The organism is Streptomyces sp. AM25, from assembly GCF_058146165.1.
Genome location: NZ_JBKIWN010000014.1, coordinates 61,787 through 78,679, shown reverse-complemented (window position 1 = coordinate 78,679; position 16,893 = coordinate 61,787). Strand labels below are relative to the sequence as shown.

Here is a 16,893-nt window from a genome sequence, read left to right as displayed (position 1 = left end):
AACGGTCCGCCGAATCGCGGCGTACGGCGCGTCCGGCCGGCCGGGAGCGCTCCTCCGCACGGCCCTCCCCGGGCAGCCGGCCATGAGCGCGCCCCACCTGCCGAAAGTGGCCGGAATCAATCCACCGGCCCCTGTTTCCCCGCACACTTCGGCCCCCGCCGAGCCCGCCGCCCCCGCGTCCCCGGGCCGCCCGGAGCCCTCCCCCGCGCCTCCCGCGCCGAACGCCGTCGTCCAGGACCGCCTCGCCGGCTGGATCTCCGACCTCACCACGCTCCAGGAGCTGATCGAGCGGCTGCTGCGCACCGCCACCCTCGACGCCGCCCTGCACGAACTGCTGCGCGCCGGGGCCCTGCTGCTCGGCGCCGGCCGCGGTCTGGTCACCCTGCAGCCGCCCGAGGGCACCGGCCGGCCCGTCACCGTCGGCCTGGGGCTGGGCCGCGCGGACCTCGGGCACATCGAGACCATTCCGCACGACGGCGGGTACGTACGGCTCCTCGACGACCTGCCGCCCGCGGGGAATCGTTCCGGCACGGCCCACCCCGACATCGCCGGCGAGGACGGCCTCGACCCCCGCCACCGCGAGGTCGCGGCCCGCCTCGGCTACGCCGCCAGCTACGCGGTGCCGCTGGAGCCCACGGTCCCGGGCCGGGCGCCCGGGCCCCGGCTCGGCGCCGCCGTCTGGCTCTACGACGAGCCCGCCGAACCCGCCGAGCGCCGCCGTCACCTGGCCGGCCTCTACTGCGGCTGCGCCGCCGAGCACCTGGCCCGGCTCGTCGAGCTGACCCACGCCCGCGAGGCCGTCGCCACCCTGCACGAGGAACTGCTGCCCAGCCGTCTCCCCCGGGTCCCCGGCATCCGCCTCGCCGTCCGCCACCGCACCGGCCCCGGGGGCGGCGGCGACTGGTACGACGCGCTGCCGCTGCCCGAGGGGGCGCTGGGCATCGCGGTCGGCGGGATCTCCGGTTCGGGTCCGGGCGCCGTCGCCGCGATGGGCCGGCTGCGCGCCTCCCTGCGGGCGTACGCCGTCATGGAGGGCGAGGATCCGGTCGCGGTCCTCTCCGACCTCGAACTCCTGCTGCGGCTGACCGAGCCCTCCTGGGCCGCCACCGCGCTCTTCGCCTACTGCGAGCCCGCCGCGCGCAAGGTCGTCGTGGCCGGGGCCGGGCACTGCTCACCGCTGATCATCGGCGACGGCCGGGCCGAGTACGTGGAGACCTCGCTCTCGGCGCCGCTGGGCATGCTCGCCTGCTGGGAGGCACCCAGCGTGGAAATCGAACCGGCACCCGGAGAAACGCTCCTCTTCTACAGCGACGGCCTGCTGCACCGCACCGGCGACGCCATGGACCGCGCCTTCGCCCGTCTGCAGCGGGCGGCCGCGAGCGTCCCCCGGGCCGCCCGCCACGACCCGGAGGCCATCGCGGACCACGTCCTGCGCACCGTCCTGCCGGAGGGCGCGGAGCCGGACGCCGGGGCCGTCGGAGCCGCCGAAGACGTCGTCCTGCTCGTCGCCCACTTCGAATGATCTTCGTCCGGAAATTCGGCGTCACCCGATGGAGCACAGCCCTCCTCGTCCGCTTTCCGCCACACATACGATGGAACGCGGCCCCGTTCGAGGAGGAAATGCAGTGACTGAGCAGCCCGCGCCCGAGAACCCCGAAGGTGACGAGCCGATCAAGCAGCGGAAGAACGGCCTCTACCCGGCCGTCTCCGACGAGCTTGCCGCCAATATGAAGTCCGGCTGGGCCGACACCGAACTGCGTGACCTGCAGCCCATAGCCCAGGCGGCGGAGACCGCCAAGCGCCGCGCCGAGCTGTCCGCGCGGTTCCCCGGCGAGCGTCTGGTGATCCCGGCGGGCAACCTGAAGACCCGCTCGAACGACACCGAGTACGCCTTCCGCGCCTCCACCGAGTACGTGTACCTCACCGGCGACCAGACCGAGGACGGCGTCCTGGTCCTGGAGCCGCTGAACGGCGAGGGACACGAGGCGACGGTCTACCTGCTGCCCCGCTCCGACCGCGAGAACGGCGAGTTCTGGCTGGACGGCCAGGGCGAGCTCTGGGTCGGCCGCCGGCACAGCCTCACCGAGGCCGAGCAGCTGCTCGGCGTCCCCGCCCGCGACGTGCGCGAGCTCGCCGACGCGCTGCGCGAGGCCACCGGCCCCGTCCGCATCGTCCGCGGCCACGACGCCGGCCTCGAGGCGGCCCTGACCGACAAGGTCACCGCCGAGCGCGACGAGGAGCTGCGGGTCTTCGTCAGCGAGCAGCGCCTGGTCAAGGACGCCTTCGAGATAGCCGAGCTGCAGAAGGCCGTGGACTCCACGGTCCGCGGCTTCGAGGACGTCGTGAAGGTCCTCGACAAGGCCGAGGCCACCAGCGAGCGGTACATCGAAGGAACGTTCTTCCTGCGCGCCCGCGTCGAGGGCAACGACATAGGCTACGGCTCCATCTGCGCCGCCGGCCCGCACGCCACCACCCTGCACTGGGTGCGCAACGACGGCCCGGTCCGCTCCGGCGAGCTGCTGCTCCTGGACGCCGGCGTGGAGACCCGCACCCTCTACACCGCGGACGTCACCCGCACCCTGCCGATCAACGGCATCTACTCCGAGCTGCAGCGCAAGGTCTACGACGCCGTGTACGAGGCCCAGGAGGCCGGCATCGCGGCCGTCCGCCCCGGCGCCAAGTACCGCGACTTCCACGACGCCGCCCAGCGCGTCCTCGCCGCGAAGCTCATCGAGTGGGGCCTGATCGAGGGCCCGGTCGAGCGCATCCTGGAGCTCGGCCTGCAGCGCCGCTGGACCCTCCACGGCACCGGCCACATGCTCGGCCTGGACGTCCACGACTGCGCGGTCGCCCGCACCGAGACCTACGTCGACGGCGTCCTGGAGCCCGGCATGGTCCTCACCGTCGAGCCCGGCCTGTACTTCCAGGCCGACGACCTGACCGTGCCGGAGGAGTACCGGGGCATCGGCGTCCGCATCGAGGACGACATCCTCGTCACCGAGGACGGCAACCGGAACCTCTCCGCCGCGCTGCCGCGCACGTCCGCGGACATCGAGGCGTGGATGGCAGGGCTCAAGGGCTGAGCCCGCCCGTACCCGCGTAGGAGCCGCGGCCCGCACTCGCGGGCCGCGGCTCCTGCGTTGTTCAGCCGGCGGTCTGGAACAGCGCCGCCGCGAGCTGGGCCGAGCACGCCCCGTACTGCGTCAGCATGAACGCGCGGTAGGGCAGCCGGCTGCGGCTGCGCGGGTCGCCGGAGGTGGTGGTGCGGACGAGGTGGGCCGTCGCGAGGGCGCCGGGCAGCAGGACCGCCGCGGACGGGAGCAGGACCGGGGCGGCGGTGGCCGCGACGGCGGCGTAGGCCAGAGCGAGCACGACCGGGTTGACCGCGCAGACCGTCCGGGCCCGGCGCTCGCCCCACAGCACGAGGGCCGTGCGCCGCCCGGCGGCGGCGTCTCCCCGCAGGTCGGAGAGGTCCTTGACCAAGGCTCCGACCGCACCCATCCACAGTGTCAGCGCACCGGCGAAGAGGCTCACGGGCAGGGCGCCGCCGTCGGCGCCCGCAGTGGCCCATCCGGCGGCGAAGGTCAGACCGCCGAGCAGCAGGATGGCCGTGACGGCGGTGGACGTACGGCGCTTGAGGGCGATGCGCGGTGCCGAGTAGGCGTATCCGCAGAGCAGTTGGAGGGCCACCAGCGACAGCAGGAGCGGTACGCCGCTCACCGCGGCGGCCGTCAGCGCGAGGGCTGCGAGCGCCCGGGCGACCACGGTGGCCCGGCCGGGGTCGAGTGCGCCGCTGCTGATGGGGCGGCCGTTGGCGTTGAGCCGGTCCTCGGGTGCGTCGTGGATGCCGTTGACGAGGTAGACGCAGGTCGTGGCCAGACCCCAGGCGAGCGCGGCCGTCAGGACCACGGCGGGGGCCGGCCCGGAGACCGTCCCCGAGGCCAGGAGGAAGGCCACGGCGAAGCGCATCAGAAAGATGATCTGCACCGACGGCCTGGCTTCCCGGAGGCACAGCCAGAGCGTCCTCGGGACCGGCATCGACCGGCCGGGGCGATACCGCCGGTACCGCCGGAGCCGGGCATCTGCACGGACAGTAGTGATCATAGTTGAAAGCGTGACATTTTCCGGTGGGAATCGGACACCCGGGTCCGGGCGGTGCTGCACCGCCCGGACCCGGTCCCGCGGCCGGGTCGTCAGCCCACGGTCTCCAGCGAGCGTTCGGCGGTCCGCGACGCAACGGCCGCCGCGTTGACCGCGTACGGCACCGGCCGTCCCTCCAGCGCGTTCAGCACGGCCTGGACCGCTTCGCTGCCGGCCCGGTCCTGGGCCTCCGCCGTGCTCGCCCCCAGGTGCGGCGTGGCGGTGACGCTGTCCAGCTCCAACAGCGGGGAGCCGACGGGCGGTTCGGTCCGGAACACGTCCAGCGCGGCCCCCGCGATCCGGCCCTCCAACAGCGCGGCGTACAGCGCCTCCTCGTCGACGATGCCGCCGCGCGAGGTGTTGACCAGGTGCATGGTGCGCTTGCCGAGGTGCAGTTCACGGCGGCCGATGAGGCCGGTCGTGTCGGCCGTCCTGGGCAGGTGCACGGTCACCACGTCACTGCGGGACATCAGTTCGTCCAGCTCCACCAGCCGCGCGCCGAGGGCGGGTGCGGCCTCCGCCGGTACGTACGGGTCGTACGCCAGCAGCTCGACGTCGAAGCCGGCGAGCCTGCGGGCGACGAGCTTGCCGACGTTGCCGAGGCCGACGATGCCGACGGTCCGGCCGGCCAGTTCGGCGCCCTGGAACGCGGCCCGCTCCCAGCGGCCCGCGCGCAGTGAGGCGCCGGCGGCGTGGACCTTGCGGAGCGAGGCGATGATGAGGCCCACGGTCAGTTCGGCGACGCTGAGGACGTTGGAGTGCGGGGCGTTGGCCACGACGACTCCGGCCCGGGTGGCCGCCGGGACGTCCACGTTGTCCAGCCCCACCCCGGCCCGGCCGACGACCTTCAGCCGCGGTGCGGCGGCGAGGACGTCGGCGGTCACCTGCGTGCCGCTGCGGATCAGCAGGCCGTCGGCGTCCGCGAGGGCCTCGCGCAGCGCCGCGGGGTCGCCGCCGTCGCAGTGCCGGACCTCGTAGGGGCGGAGGGCTGCGAGGGTTTCGGACGGCAGCGGGTCGCCCACGACGACGACCGGCCGCTCAGTGTGCGGGCTCACAGCGCGGCACCCACGAGGCCGCCCTGGCGCATCCGCGGCAGGTTGGCCCGGCTCCAGATGGCGTCCAGCGAGTTGGCGAACCAGTGGATCTGGTCCTCGGTGTGGTGCGGCGTCGGGGTGACCCGCAGCCGCTCCGAACCGGTCGGCACGCTCGGGGAGTTGATCGGCTGGACGTAGATGCCGTGCCGGTCCAGCAGTTCGGCGGCCACCTGGCGGCACTTGGCCGAGTCGCCCACGAGCACGGGCACGATGTGGGCCGCGTCGGAGACCACCGGGATGCCGCGCGAGCGCAGCAGGTGGTGCAGCAGGGCCGCCTTGGCCTTCATCTCCTCGCGCTCGCTGTCGGAACGCTTGAGGTGGCGCACGGCGGCGAGCGCGCCGGCCGCCACGGCGGGCGGGAGGGACGTGGTGAAGATGAACGCCGAGGCGAAGCTGCGGATCGCGTCGATGACGGAGGCCGGGCCCGCCACGTAGCCGCCCGCGATGCCGAACGCCTTGGCCAGCGTTCCCTGGACGACGTCGAAGCGGTCGGCGATGCCCAGCTCCGCGGCCAGGCCTGCGCCCCGGGGACCGTACATGCCCACGGCGTGGACCTCGTCGAGATAGGTGAACGCACCGTAGGCGCGGGAGACTTCGGCGATCCGCTCCAGCGGCGCCTTGTCGCTCTCCATGGAGTAGATGCTCTCCATCGCCACGATCCTGGGCGTGGCCGGGTCGGTGCCCGCGAGCAGCTCCTCCAGGTGGTCGACGTCGTTGTGACGGAAGATCAGCTTCTCGGCGCCGCTGTGCTTGATGCCCGCGATCATCGACGCGTGGTTCAGCTCGTCGGAGAGGACGACGCAGCCGGGAAGCCGGCCGGCCAGCACGGTCAGCGCGGCGTCGTTCGCCGCGTAGCCGGACGGGAAGATCAGCGCCGCCTCGGTGCCGTGCAGATCGGCCAACTCCTCCTCGAGGAGCACGTGGTAGTGATTGTTGCCCGAGATGTTGCGGGATCCGCCGCTGCCGGCACCCGCCTCGTCGACGGCCTTCCGCATGGCTTCCAGAACCAGCGGGTGCTGGCCCATGCCCAGGTAGTCATTGCTGCACCAGACGCTGATCCGGCCGCCGTTGGCGGAGTCGTAGCGGAGCGCGTGGGGGAAGCTGCCGGCCTGGCGCTCGATGTCCAGGAAGGTCCGGTAACCGCCGCGCTCCTTGAGCGCCTCGATCTCAGCGGCGAAGAAGCCGTGGTAGTCGTACAACAATTCCTCCGTTGGTTGCTGGAACCGGGTCGGCCGCGTTGCCGGAGAACGGGGAACGCGGGGCCGACTCGCCCATGGAGGAGGGCCTGGCGCACCGCACAGCGGAATCGCCTGCCGGGGAAGAGCCGATATACGAATGCCCGGCGCCGCCGGGCCCCCCTCGGTGGCCGAAAACATAACCGCCGCCGGATCCCGGGGGGAAATTCCATTGATGCGCCACCTATACGTTCCGCAGATATAAGCCCGCCGGGCGGTGGCTGCCCGGAAAAGCGCGTCCTCATTTATACGGAATCTGTATAGGTGGTGGCTACATGCCATTTCCCTCATAAGCCCGTGGTCAATAGAGTCCTCTGGCTGTTCCCAGACAGTCGGGACGCAGACGGTCGGGAGGACCCCCATGGCACACGGAACGACCCGCACGAAAGACAGTCCGGCGGCACAGCCGCCGCCCGCCCGGCCGGCGGCCGGGCGGCAGGGAGGCCACGCCCCCCTCGGCCGGAGCCTGGTGGCCTTCGTCGTCACCGCACTCCTGGCGACCGGCCAGATGTACGCCGTGATCCCGGTGATGGACCGGATGGCGAGCGCCTGGGGCGCGAGCACCTCGTCCATGACCTGGATGGCCAGCGCCTTCGGCTTCGGCTACGCCGGAGGATTCGTCATCTTCGGTCCGCTCTCGGACCGTTTCGGACACCGCCGCATCGTCGTGAGCGGCATCGCCGCCACCGCGGTCACCACCCTGGCGGTCGCCTGCGCACCCGGACTCGGGGTGGGCATCGGCCTGCGTGTGCTCCAGGGCATCACCGTCGCGGCGTTTCCCCCCACCGTGCTCTCCTACATAGCGGAGCGCATCGCTCCAGAGCGCCGGATGGTCACCACCACGGCGGTCACCACCTCCTTCCTGGCCTCGGCGGTCGTCGGCCAGGTCGCCTCCCAGAGCATCGCCTCCGCCTTCGGCTGGCGGGCGGTCTTCGTCGCCGGTGCCGTCGCCTTCGCCGTCATGGCCGTGGTGCTGCGGGCCGTGATGGTCTCCGACCTGCCGCCGACGGGCGGCTCCCCGCTGGCCGCGTACCGCGCCATCCCGAAGGTCCTGGCCACTCCGGGCCTGCGGCTGCTGTACCTGGCCACGCCCGCCGTGTTCGGCTCGTTCGTCGCCATGTACACCGGCATCCAGCTCGGCGGCATCGTCGACGACAGCCAGGCCCTGCTCATGCTGCGGGCCAGCTCGCTCCCCGCGATGATCATCGTGCCCCTGCTCACGCCCTGGCTGGGCCGCATCCCCGGTGCCCTCCGGGTGGGGCTGGGCATGCTGCTCGCCGCCGTGGTCGCCCTGGTGACCGGCATCCTCTCGCCGGGCACGGCCGGACTGGCCGTCCTGCTGCTGATCTTCGTGGCCGCCATCACCATCGCGACCCCGGCCATGGTCGGTACGGTCGGCGAGCGCGCCGGAGCCTCCCGCAGCACCGCCCTCGCGCTGTCGACGTTCTGCTTCTTCGTGGGCGCGAGCCTCGGTCCGCAGGTGGCCAACGCACTGATCGGCAAGGGCTTCGACGTCCTGCTCTACGTGCTCGCCGCGGTGCTGTGCATCGCCGCCGTGCTCGTCTTCATCACCCGCAAGGCGCCCGGCGCCCGCTCCTGAACCGGGTGCACGGGCCCCGCCCCCAGGTCGCACCGACCGGGGCCCGTGCACCCACTCCTCGTCCCTCTGATGACGCGTGCCGTCCGGCACTTGCCGTCATCGAGCATCATCAAACGCACGTCAACACCGGTCATCACACGTCACGGAGACACGCTCATGGCCCGCTACTGGAATCCGTCCGGGATCGCCGCTCCGATCGGCAAGTACAGCCACCTCGCCGAAGCGCCGGCCGGTCACCGCCTGGTCTGGATCTCGGGACAGGTGGGCAGCCGCCCGGACGGCGAACTGGCCGGGCCGGACGCCGCCGCACAGACGCGTCAGACGTTCGCCAACATCGAGGCCCTCCTGGACTCCCTCGGAGCCGGTCCCGGTGACCTGGTCAAGCTCCTCACCTTCGTCTCCGGCGCCGACCCCGAGCACCTGGCCGGCTTCATGGCCGCCCGCGACGAGTACTACGCCAAGTGGTACCCCGACCACGTGTACCCCGCGCACTCGCTGGCCGTCGTGGCCGGTCTCGCGAAGCCCGAACTGGCCGTGGAGATCGAGGGAATCGTGGCGGTCCCCGCATGAGAGCGGAGGAGTTCCGGGCGCTCTTCCCGGCGCTGCGCACCACGGCCTGGCTGGACACCCCGGGCTCACCGCCCTGCCCCGAGCCGGTGGGCCGGGCGCTGGGCGAGGTGCTCGACCACTGGCGCACCGGGGAGTTCGACTGGCTGGAGTGGGACGGCGCCGCGGCCCGGGCCCGTGCGCTGTTCGCCGCGTACCTCGGTATCCCCGACACGTCGGTCGCCGCCATGGCCTCGGTGGCCGAGGCCGCCGCGACGGTGGCGGCGAGCCTGCCGCCGGGCCGCGTCGTCGTCCCCGCCGACGAGTTCCGCAGCAACCTCCTGCCCTGGCTGGCCCTCGACCCCGCGCGCCACGAGATCACGCTCGTTCCGGCCCGGGACGGCGCCGTACGCACCGAGGAACTCGTGGCCGCCGTCGACGACCGCACGGTCCTGCTGGCCGTGAGCGAGGTCCTGAGCCGGGACGGCGTACGGGCCGACCTCCCCGCCCTGCGGGCGGCGACCGACCGGGCCGGGGCACGGCTGTTCGTGGACGCCACGCAGTCGCTGGGCGCCCTGCGCCTCGACATGGCGGAGCTGCGGCCGGACTACCTCGCCGTGCACGGATACAAGTGGATGCTGTGCCCCAGGGGAGCGGCCTGGCTGGTCGTCCGCCCCGACCGGCTGGCGGGCCTGGCCCCGCTCATGCCGAGCTGGAAGTCCTCCGCCGCGCCCCACGCCTACTTCGGCGGCGGGCTCGACCCGGCGCCGGGCGCGGCGCGCTGCGACACCTCGCCGGCCTGGTTCTCGTGGCTCGGGGCCTGCGAGGCCGTACGGCTGATGAGCCGGCTCGACACCTCCGAGGTGGAGCGTCACTGTCTCGGCCTCGCCGAGGAGTTCCTGGCCGGGGCGCGGGAACTGGGCCTGCCCCGGGTGGCCGACGGGCGGGCCTCGCACATCGCGGTGGTCCGGACGCAGGACGCCGCCCGGCTGGCCGGCGAGCTGGCCGCGCGCCGGGTCCGCGCGACCGCGCTGGCCGACCGGCTGCGGGTCGGGTTCCACTTCTTCAACGACCGTACGGATGTGGAGGCCGCGCTCTCGGCGGTGCGCAAGGCGGCCGTCCCGGCCTAAAAGCAATCTCCCCTTCCCTCGTTCCGTCGTCTGCTGCCCGGGTTCGGGCAGCAGACGACGTTTTGGGCCCGGTGTTAGTCTGAGCCGGAGATGAACAGCCATGAAGTGCCTTGCACGGGCTCGCCGTCGGTCGACGCACCGGACGGCAAGGGGGCGGAGAACAGGCATGCGGCACGCATGGCCGATGCGATTGCGGGGCGGCTGCCCGCAATACTGCGCGAATACCGGCAGGCGCTGCGCGACAAGGGCAGCGTCCTGTGCGAACCACCGCACTGGGGAGAGTGCGCGTGGCAGGCCGAAGGCATCGTCGACGACTGCGTCGCCGCCCTCCGGGACGTCTGGGAGCAACCGGACGACAATTCCCTGTCAAAATCGGGCAGTCTGGGCCGGAACCGGGCCTTCCACGGTGTCCACCCCGCATATTCTTTCCACGCCTGCACGGTTCTCTTCGAAACCGTCCTGAACCATTTCCGTACCACGGCGGCCGAATTCCCGCGCGCGGAGGCGGACATGCTGCTGATGCGCGCCCTGCACGCGTACAACAGCAGTGTGGGCCACCGGGTGCAGTCCGCGATGCAGGGCTACGACGCCTTTCTGCTGACCGAGGTCAGGAACGCGAACAGCGAGGACCGGCTGCAGCTGTCCCGCGACATCCACGACCACCTCGGCAGCTCCCTCGCCATGACCCTGCGCTGCCTCGAACTGCACGAGGCCCAGGAGCTCGACGGGCCCGCCGGGCAGCGCCTGAACATGGCCTACTCGTCCCTCCGGGAAGCCCTGGCCTACGCCCGTTCCCTGGTCGGCGAGCTGCGCATCGCCACGCCCCGGGCCGGCCTCGAATCGTCCCTCCGCGAATTCCTCGACAGCGCGCACTTCGTCACGCCGAAGACCCGCATCCACGTGAGCGGGGACGAGCAGTGGGTCGCCCGGACGTTCCGCGAAGAGCTGTTCGTGATCCTCAGGGAATGTCTGCGGAACTCCTTCAACCACGCGGAAGCATCGATGATCGGGGTGAACGTGGACATCGCCCCGCACGAGGTCTACGCGTGCGTCGAGGACGACGGAAAGGGATTCGACGTGCCCGAGGCGCTGGCTTCCGGCACCGCCTCCGGCCTTTCGTCGATACGTGAACGGACCGTGGGTCTGGGCGGCCGTGCCGACTGGACGAGTGCACCGGGGAGGGGCACTCGGGTCACTCTGCGCATTCCATATGCCAGAAACCCGGTGGACACGGTGCAGCGGTAAACAGGGGAAACGGGGGGAACCATGAGCCTGGCGCCAGTGACGCGCATTCTCATAGCCGACGACCACGCGCTGCTGCGCGGCGCGCTGGCCGATGTCCTGCATCTCGAGGACGACTTCGAAGTCGTCGCGGAGGCGGGCACCGGCCGGGCCACCGTCGAGGAAGTGCGAAGACACCGGCCGGACATCGTCCTGCTGGACGTCGAAATGCCGTCCAACAGTCCGGCGGAAACGGTGACGGCGATCGCCGATTCCTCGCCGGGTACAGCGGTCATCGTGCTCACCATGCACGACGACGACGCAGCACTCATCCACACTCTCGTGGAAAAGGGCATCAGGGGGTTCCTGCACAAGGGAGTGACCCGCGACGAGCTGGTGTTCGCCATCAGAAGCGCACGCTCGTCCGCGGATCACGTCACGATCTCCGCCTCGCGCAGAGGAATTCTGGGCACGGGCACGGGTACTGATCCCGCACCCGCCGTGCCGGACAAGCCGCTGCCGCCCGTGGTGGAAGGACCGCTGTCACAACGCGAGTTGCAGATCCTCACGTTCGTCGGACAGGCGCTGAGCAATCAGCAGATCGCCACGCGGCTCGGGATCACCGAGAGCACGGTGAAACGCCATCTGCGCAACATATTCCAGAAGTTGGGCGCCGTTTCACGGCTCGACGCCTACAACAAGGCGACGGGCTCAGCCCTGTTGCCGAGGGAGTGAACCGCCCTGGCCTGTATCCCGGCCGAGCCGCTCGATCACGTAGTCGATGCAGGCTGTGAGGGCTTCGATGTCGGCCGGGTCGATGGCGGGGAACATGGCCACGCGCAGTTGGTTGCGGCCGAGTTTGCGGTAGGGCTCGGTGTCGACGATGCCGTTGGCGCGCAGGGTTGCGGCGACGGCGGCGGCGTCGACGTCGTCGGTGAGGTCGATGGTGCCGATGACCTGCGACCGCTGTGCCGGGTCGGTGACGAACGGTGTCGCGTGCTTCGAGGCCTCTGCCCAGCCGTACAGCGTCTTCGACGAGGTGGCGGTGCGGTGTACTGCCCAGTCCAGGCCGCCCTGGCTGTTGAGCCATTCCAGCTGTTCGTTGAGGAGGAAGAGGGTGGAGAGGGCGGGGGTGTTGTAGGTCTGGTTCTTCAGGGAGTTGTCGATGGCGGTGGGCAGGGAGAAGAACGCGGGGATGTGGCGGCCGGAGGCGTGGATGCGGGCGGCGCGTTCGAGTGCGGCCGGGGAGAAGGCGGCGAGCCAGAGGCCGCCGTCGGAGGCGAAGGATTTCTGCGGGGCGAAGTAGTAGACGTCGGTTTCGGTGATGTCGACGCGCAGGCCGCCGGCGCCCGAGGTGGCGTCCACCAGGACCAGTGCGCCTTCGTCCGCGCCGGTGACGCGGTGCAGGGGGGCGGCGACGCCGGTGGAGGTCTCGTTGTGGGTGAAGGCGTAGGCGTCGGTGCCTGCTTCGGCCTGCGGCTGGGGGTGGGTGCCGGGCGGGGAGGCGATGACCGTGGGGTCGTCGAGCCAGGGGGCGAGTTGCGCGGCCTTGGCGAATTTCGAGGAGAACTCGCCGAACGAGAGGTGCTGGGATTTGCGGGTGATGAGGCCGTGGGTGGCGATGTCCCAGAAGGCGGTGGAGCCGCCGTTGCCGAGGATGACTTCGTAGCCGTCGGGGAGGGAGAACAGTTCGCGGATTCCGGAGCGTACCCGGCCGACGAGGTTCTTCACCGGGGCCTGGCGGTGGGAGGTGCCGAGCAGGGAGGTGCCGGTGGCGGCCAGGACGGCCAGGGCCTCCGGACGCACCTTGGACGGGCCCGCGCCGAAACGACCGTCGGCGGGCTTGATGTCAGCGGGAATCTGAATGTCGACCACGACAGGACCGTAATCACCCGGCCGTCCCGTAACCGCCGTTCCCCGCCTGAAGGCGTACCGCAGACACCGGAAGAAGCATCCGGAGCGCGTCCGGTGGTCTCTTGGACGCATCCGGCGAATCTTTGGAGCAGTCGCGGACTGTGCCGAACGGCCACCATCCTAGGTGTTCACAGGCGGCGATGCCGTGACACCGCAATGCAAAAGGAGCCCTGTTGGCTGGGACGGATGTGGGGATCCGACACCTGCGAGCCTTCCTCGCGGTCGCGGAATCCCTCAGCTTCACCCGGGCCGCTGTCGCGCTGGGAACCAACCAGCCCAGTCTCACCCGCAGCATCCACCGCCTCGAAGAGTCGCTGAACGTCCGGCTGTTCGACCGCACCACCCGGTCGGTGAACCTCAGCAGTGCCGGTGAGCGCCTCCGGGACGAACTGCGCCTGCTGCTCCCGCGCCTGGAGGAGGCCCTGTCGCCGCGCACGGAAGGCGCCCTGCTCCGGCTGGGGTTCACCTGGCTGCTGCCGGACGGCTGGATGCAGGACGCCATCGCCCGCTTCGAGGCGAAGACCGGTGTCGGCGTGGAGCCCGTGCGCAGGGACGAGGCCCTGGCGGGCGCCGACCAAGGGGTCGTCGATGTCGCGCTGCTGCGCGCGCAGCCCGCGACCCGGGGCATGCGGGTGGTGCACCTGGGCGATGAACAGCGCGTCGCGGCCGTGCTCCACACGTCACCGCTCGCCCGGAGGGAACGGCTGGCCTGGGACGAACTCACCCACCATCCCCTGGTGATGAACACCGTCAGCGGCATCACCCAGGTCGAGGACTGGCCCGAGGACCGCCGTCCGAGGACCACCGTCGACTGCCGGAACTTCGACGAGTGGCTCGAACTGATCGCCGCCGGCAAGGGCGTGGGCGTCGTGCCCGAACTCGTCCTGCGCCGCCAGCTGCATCCGGCCGTGCGGTTCATCCCCCTCTCGGGGGCGCCGGTCGTGCCCCTGTCCCTGGTCCATCCGCTCCAGGGGGCGCACCCGCTCGCCCGGCAGTTCACGGAGGTCGTCAGGGACACCCTGGCCGAGCACCGGGCCCGGCGCCGGGCCGAGCCCGTCCGGCTGCGCGTGGCCGCGGCCTGAGCCCCCTCCCCCACCTCGCTCGCTTCTGCCGGTTCTTCCGTCCGGCTCTCCCACCCGGCTCTCTCACCACCGAAAGGACCGCGGAACATGCCGGACCCCGGCGATCCCTCCTCCACCACGCTCGTCAGCGTCTTCGGACGCGACCGGCCGGACATCACCGGAAGCCTGTTCAGACAGCTCGCCGCCTTCGACGCCACGGTCGTCGATGTGGAGAAGGTGCGGACGCGCGAGCGCGTCACCCTGTGCGCCCGCATCTCCACCCCGGGGCCGGGCGCACTGACGGCGGGCCGGCTGCGGTCGGCCGTCCAGGAGTGGGCGTCGGAGATGGAGGTGCACGCCGAGGTGGCCCCCGGCGGCCGTCTCGCCGGCGACCTGCCGGGGGCCCCGGACCGGTCCCACCTGATCGTCGTGGGATACCCGCTGAGCGCGCGGGACACCGCCGCGGTCTCCACACGGATCTCCGGGCTCGGCGGCAGCATCGACCGCATCTCCCCCCTGGCCCGGCACCCGGTGACGGCGGTCGAGTTCCTCGTCTCCGGAGTGGAGACGAAGGTGCTGCGCGAGGCCCTGTCGGGGACCGCGGGGCAGCTGGGCGCCGGCTTCGCCGTCTCGGAGGCGGGCCTGTCCCGCCGGGCCCGCCGTCTGGTGGTGATGGACGTGGACTCGACCCTCATCCAGGACGAGGTGATAGACCTCTTCGCCGAGTACGCGGGCCGCGGGCCGGAGGTCGCCGGGATCACCGCGGCGGCGATGCGCGGAGAGCTCGACTTCCGGGAGTCGCTGCACGCCCGGGTGGCCCTGCTGGCCGGGCTCGACGCCTCGGTGGTGGACCGGGTCCGCGACCGGGTGCGGCTGACGCCCGGCGCCCGCACCCTGATCCGCACCCTCCGGCGCATCGGCTGCCGGGTCGGCGTGGTCTCCGGCGGCTTCACCCAGGTGACCGACCACCTGGCGGAGCGGCTCGGCCTCGACTTCGCCGCCGCCAACACCCTGGAGATCAGGGACGGAAGGCTCACCGGCCGGCTGACCGGCGAGATCGTCGACCGCGCGGCCAAGGCCCGTCTGCTGACCCGGTACGCCATGGAGGCGGGCATTCCGCTGTCCCAGACCGTGGCGGTGGGCGACGGGGCCAACGACCTCGACATGCTCAACACGGCCGGTCTCGGCGTGGCCTTCAACGCCAAGCCGGTCGTCCGGGGTGCGGCCCCCGCCTCCCTGGACGTCCCCTTCCTGGACGCGCTCCTCTACCTGCTCGGCATCCCCTGCGAGGAACTGGAGCCGGACGGGCCGCAGGAGCAGGCGGAAAGGGCCTGAGGCGGCACGGCCGTCACGAAGCCCGCAGCAGCGTCCCCGCCGGCGGGCCGCCTTCTCTCCACTTGAGGATCTTGTCGAAGCTGACCACCGCCCCCTGACGACCGGGGCGGTTGCGGACACGGACATGATCGGTGAGGGAGGCGATCAGAAAGAGACCCCGGCCGTGTTCGTCCTGGACGGAGACCGGGGTCTGCGGGCGGGGGTGACACGCCGGATGAGGGCGGGCCGTGGAACGGGGGCCTCCGGTGAATCCGGGGCCCGAGTCGGTGACCTCGATGCGGCAGGTGTCCCCGTCGATCAGGGCGGTGACGCGGTAGCCGGCGGAGGAGTCACCGCCGTGCTCGACGGCGTTGGCGCAGGCCTCGCTCAATGCCACGGCGAGGTCATAGGACGTATCGGGATCGACTCCGGCCGTCTCCATGGCACCGATCAGCAGGCGCCTGGCGAGCGGAACGCTCGCAGCCTCGCGCCGCAAATGGAGTGACCACCAAATGCTCATGCTCAGCCTCCTGGCTGCGGCTCGACATACCGATACGTATAGCCGGGACAGGCCGCCCGTAAGCCTGCCGGGTGTGTGAGTCCGCTCATTCGGCCGATGTGCGGAGGTGGTCCTGCGGTGTATGGCGCCGATGAGGAGGATCCGGACGGCCGCGGTGGAAATCCGGACACCCCCCGTGGGTGGGGGGCGGTCGCGGTGGGATGATGGCGCAGCCATGCCTCACCCCGTCGCGCGCGCCGGCGCGGATCTGCGACTGATACGGGCCGCGGTGTTCACCGCGGTCTGTGTTCTGCTGTCCGCGGGCGGGCACGTGCTGGCCTCCTGCGCGAGCGTGCCGCTGTGGACGCTGGGCGCGGGGTGCGCCGCGGTCTTCGCGGTGGCCGTGCCGCTGGCCGGCCGGGAGCGCTCGCTGCCGGGGATAGCAGCGCTGCTGGCCGTGGGCCAGCTCGCGCTGCACGCGCTGTTCGGGCTCGGGCAGCAGGGCGCCGAGACGGTCCGGCAGCAGACCCGCTCCGACGGGCGGCTGATCGACTTCGCGGCGCAGCTGGTGTGCAACCAGCCGCACCGGATGACCCCCGCCCAGGCACGCCAGGTCATCACCGACGCCGGGTTCGACCCCGCGGCCCATGTGCCGGGGGCGGCGCCGATGGACGGGATGTCCATGGGCACAACGGCCGGTTCCGGCCCTTGCGACCTTCTCGCGCACGTCTTCCCCTCCTCCCTCCCGATGCTGCTCGGCCATGTCCTCGCGGCCCTGGTCCTGGGCTGGGTGCTGCGCCGCGGCGAGGCCGCGCTGTGGCGGGCGCTGGAGCTGTCGGCCCAGGGGGCGCAGGGAGTTGCGGAGGCGGCGCTCATACGGTCGCTGCGCGCCGCGCTGGTGCTCGTACGGTCGCTGGTGCACCCGGCTGCCGACGCGCAGGAGGTGCCGTCCGTCCGGCACGCCCACGGGGACGACGAGCGCCCGGTCCGCGAGCCGGAGCTCCAGCACTTCGTGACCAGGCGGGGACCGCCGCGCTTCGCCCTCGCGGCCTGACGACGCGGCGTACTCCGGCATTGACGTCGGGAGGGCGTCCGCGCTGCTGCCGCACGCGCGCCGAACGCCTCTCTCGTCCCTCCTG

General features: G+C 72.0%; 15 protein-coding genes. 10 read left to right on the top strand and 5 right to left on the bottom strand.

All coding sequences use genetic code 11. The features are described from left to right. Positions 1 to 82 precede the first annotated feature (82 nt). Both ACLHRZ_RS19420 and ACLHRZ_RS19415 read left to right on the top strand, forming a co-directional pair. Positions 83 to 1,522, top strand: a complete 1,440-nt coding sequence (locus tag ACLHRZ_RS19420; protein ID WP_490419741.1) for a PP2C family protein-serine/threonine phosphatase — start codon at positions 83 to 85, stop codon at positions 1,520 to 1,522. A gap of 103 nt (positions 1,523 to 1,625) precedes the next feature. Then, positions 1,626 to 3,083, top strand: a complete 1,458-nt coding sequence (locus ACLHRZ_RS19415; protein ID WP_490419740.1) for an aminopeptidase P family protein — start codon at positions 1,626 to 1,628, stop codon at positions 3,081 to 3,083. Positions 3,084 to 3,144: 61 nt separating this feature from the next. Here ACLHRZ_RS19415 and ACLHRZ_RS19410 read toward each other — a convergent pair whose 3' ends face one another. The 3 genes from ACLHRZ_RS19410 to hemA form a co-directional block, all read right to left on the bottom strand. Continuing rightward, positions 3,145 to 3,987: a UbiA family prenyltransferase gene (locus ACLHRZ_RS19410; protein WP_490419739.1), complete on the bottom strand. Its 843-nt coding sequence runs from the start codon at positions 3,985 to 3,987 to the stop codon at positions 3,145 to 3,147. Between the two features lie 206 nt (positions 3,988 to 4,193). Then, positions 4,194 to 5,195 carry a hydroxyacid dehydrogenase gene (locus tag ACLHRZ_RS19405; protein ID WP_490419738.1) on the bottom strand — a complete coding sequence of 334 codons (1,002 nt, stop codon included), beginning with the start codon at positions 5,193 to 5,195 and terminating at the stop codon, positions 4,194 to 4,196. Further along, the gene (hemA, locus tag ACLHRZ_RS19400) at positions 5,192 to 6,433 is read right to left on the bottom strand and encodes a 5-aminolevulinate synthase (protein ID WP_490419737.1); all 1,242 of its coding nucleotides are present in this window, start codon (positions 6,431 to 6,433) and stop codon (positions 5,192 to 5,194) included. The genes ACLHRZ_RS19405 and hemA overlap by 4 nt, the downstream gene beginning before the upstream one ends. 397 nt (positions 6,434 to 6,830) lie before the next feature. Here hemA and ACLHRZ_RS19395 point away from each other — a divergent pair, with 397 nt between their 5' ends. The 5 genes from ACLHRZ_RS19395 to ACLHRZ_RS19375 all read left to right on the top strand — a co-directional run bounded on the left by ACLHRZ_RS19395 (position 6,831) and on the right by ACLHRZ_RS19375 (position 11,701). After that, the gene (locus ACLHRZ_RS19395) at positions 6,831 to 8,069 is read left to right on the top strand and encodes an MFS transporter (protein WP_490419736.1); all 1,239 of its coding nucleotides are present in this window, start codon (positions 6,831 to 6,833) and stop codon (positions 8,067 to 8,069) included. Positions 8,070 to 8,225: 156 nt separating this feature from the next. After that, on the top strand, positions 8,226 to 8,639 hold the full coding sequence (locus tag ACLHRZ_RS19390) for a RidA family protein (RefSeq protein WP_490419735.1): 414 nt from the start codon (positions 8,226 to 8,228) through the stop codon (positions 8,637 to 8,639). Continuing rightward, positions 8,636 to 9,745, top strand: a complete 1,110-nt coding sequence (locus ACLHRZ_RS19385; RefSeq protein WP_490419734.1) for an aminotransferase class V-fold PLP-dependent enzyme — start codon at positions 8,636 to 8,638, stop codon at positions 9,743 to 9,745. The genes ACLHRZ_RS19390 and ACLHRZ_RS19385 overlap by 4 nt, the downstream gene beginning before the upstream one ends. A gap of 177 nt (positions 9,746 to 9,922) precedes the next feature. Further along, positions 9,923 to 10,990, top strand: a complete 1,068-nt coding sequence (locus tag ACLHRZ_RS19380) for a sensor histidine kinase (protein WP_490419733.1) — start codon at positions 9,923 to 9,925, stop codon at positions 10,988 to 10,990. Between the two features lie 21 nt (positions 10,991 to 11,011). Beyond that, a complete protein-coding gene (locus ACLHRZ_RS19375) occupies positions 11,012 to 11,701 on the top strand; it encodes a response regulator (RefSeq protein WP_490419732.1) in 690 nt (229 codons plus the stop codon). On the opposite strand, the gene serC is transcribed toward ACLHRZ_RS19375, so the two are convergent. Continuing rightward, positions 11,678 to 12,841 carry a phosphoserine transaminase gene (gene serC / locus ACLHRZ_RS19370; RefSeq protein WP_490419731.1) on the bottom strand — a complete coding sequence of 388 codons (1,164 nt, stop codon included), beginning with the start codon at positions 12,839 to 12,841 and terminating at the stop codon, positions 11,678 to 11,680. The genes ACLHRZ_RS19375 and serC overlap by 24 nt on opposite strands. A 212-nt stretch (positions 12,842 to 13,053) precedes the next feature. On the opposite strand from serC, the gene ACLHRZ_RS19365 reads away from it, so the two are divergent. Together ACLHRZ_RS19365 and serB are read left to right on the top strand one after the other, a co-directional pair. Continuing rightward, positions 13,054 to 13,962: a LysR family transcriptional regulator gene (locus tag ACLHRZ_RS19365; protein WP_490419730.1), complete on the top strand. Its 909-nt coding sequence runs from the start codon at positions 13,054 to 13,056 to the stop codon at positions 13,960 to 13,962. Between the two features lie 87 nt (positions 13,963 to 14,049). Beyond that, positions 14,050 to 15,276, top strand: a complete 1,227-nt coding sequence (serB, locus tag ACLHRZ_RS19360; protein ID WP_490419729.1) for a phosphoserine phosphatase SerB — start codon at positions 14,050 to 14,052, stop codon at positions 15,274 to 15,276. Positions 15,277 to 15,289: 13 nt separating this feature from the next. On the opposite strand, the gene ACLHRZ_RS19355 is transcribed toward serB, so the two are convergent. Beyond that, complete coding sequence (locus tag ACLHRZ_RS19355) at positions 15,290 to 15,775, bottom strand: ATP-binding protein (protein WP_490419728.1); 486 nt, start codon at positions 15,773 to 15,775, stop codon at positions 15,290 to 15,292. 214 nt (positions 15,776 to 15,989) lie between these two features. On the opposite strand from ACLHRZ_RS19355, the gene ACLHRZ_RS19350 reads away from it, so the two are divergent. Beyond that, entirely contained in the window at positions 15,990 to 16,808 is an 819-nt protein-coding gene (locus ACLHRZ_RS19350) for a hypothetical protein (protein ID WP_490419727.1), read from the top strand. Positions 16,809 to 16,893 lie beyond the last annotated feature (85 nt).

What these genes read in the sequence shown, in the direction of transcription:
- ACLHRZ_RS19420 (WP_490419741.1), top strand. Translation starts at nt 83, where the DNA reads ATGAGCGCGCCCCACCTGCCGAAAGTGGCCGGAATCAATCCACCGGCC.
- ACLHRZ_RS19395 (WP_490419736.1), top strand. Translation starts at nt 6,831, where the DNA reads ATGGCACACGGAACGACCCGCACGAAAGACAGTCCGGCGGCACAGCCG.
- ACLHRZ_RS19390 (WP_490419735.1), top strand. Translation starts at nt 8,226, where the DNA reads ATGGCCCGCTACTGGAATCCGTCCGGGATCGCCGCTCCGATCGGCAAG.
- ACLHRZ_RS19385 (WP_490419734.1), top strand. Translation starts at nt 8,636, where the DNA reads ATGAGAGCGGAGGAGTTCCGGGCGCTCTTCCCGGCGCTGCGCACCACG.
- ACLHRZ_RS19380 (WP_490419733.1), top strand. Translation starts at nt 9,923, where the DNA reads ATGGCCGATGCGATTGCGGGGCGGCTGCCCGCAATACTGCGCGAATAC.
- ACLHRZ_RS19375 (WP_490419732.1), top strand. Translation starts at nt 11,012, where the DNA reads ATGAGCCTGGCGCCAGTGACGCGCATTCTCATAGCCGACGACCACGCG.
- serB (WP_490419729.1), top strand. Translation starts at nt 14,050, where the DNA reads ATGCCGGACCCCGGCGATCCCTCCTCCACCACGCTCGTCAGCGTCTTC.
- ACLHRZ_RS19355 (WP_490419728.1), bottom strand. Translation starts at nt 15,775, where the DNA reads ATGAGCATTTGGTGGTCACTCCATTTGCGGCGCGAGGCTGCGAGCGTT.
- ACLHRZ_RS19350 (WP_490419727.1), top strand. Translation starts at nt 15,990, where the DNA reads ATGCCTCACCCCGTCGCGCGCGCCGGCGCGGATCTGCGACTGATACGG.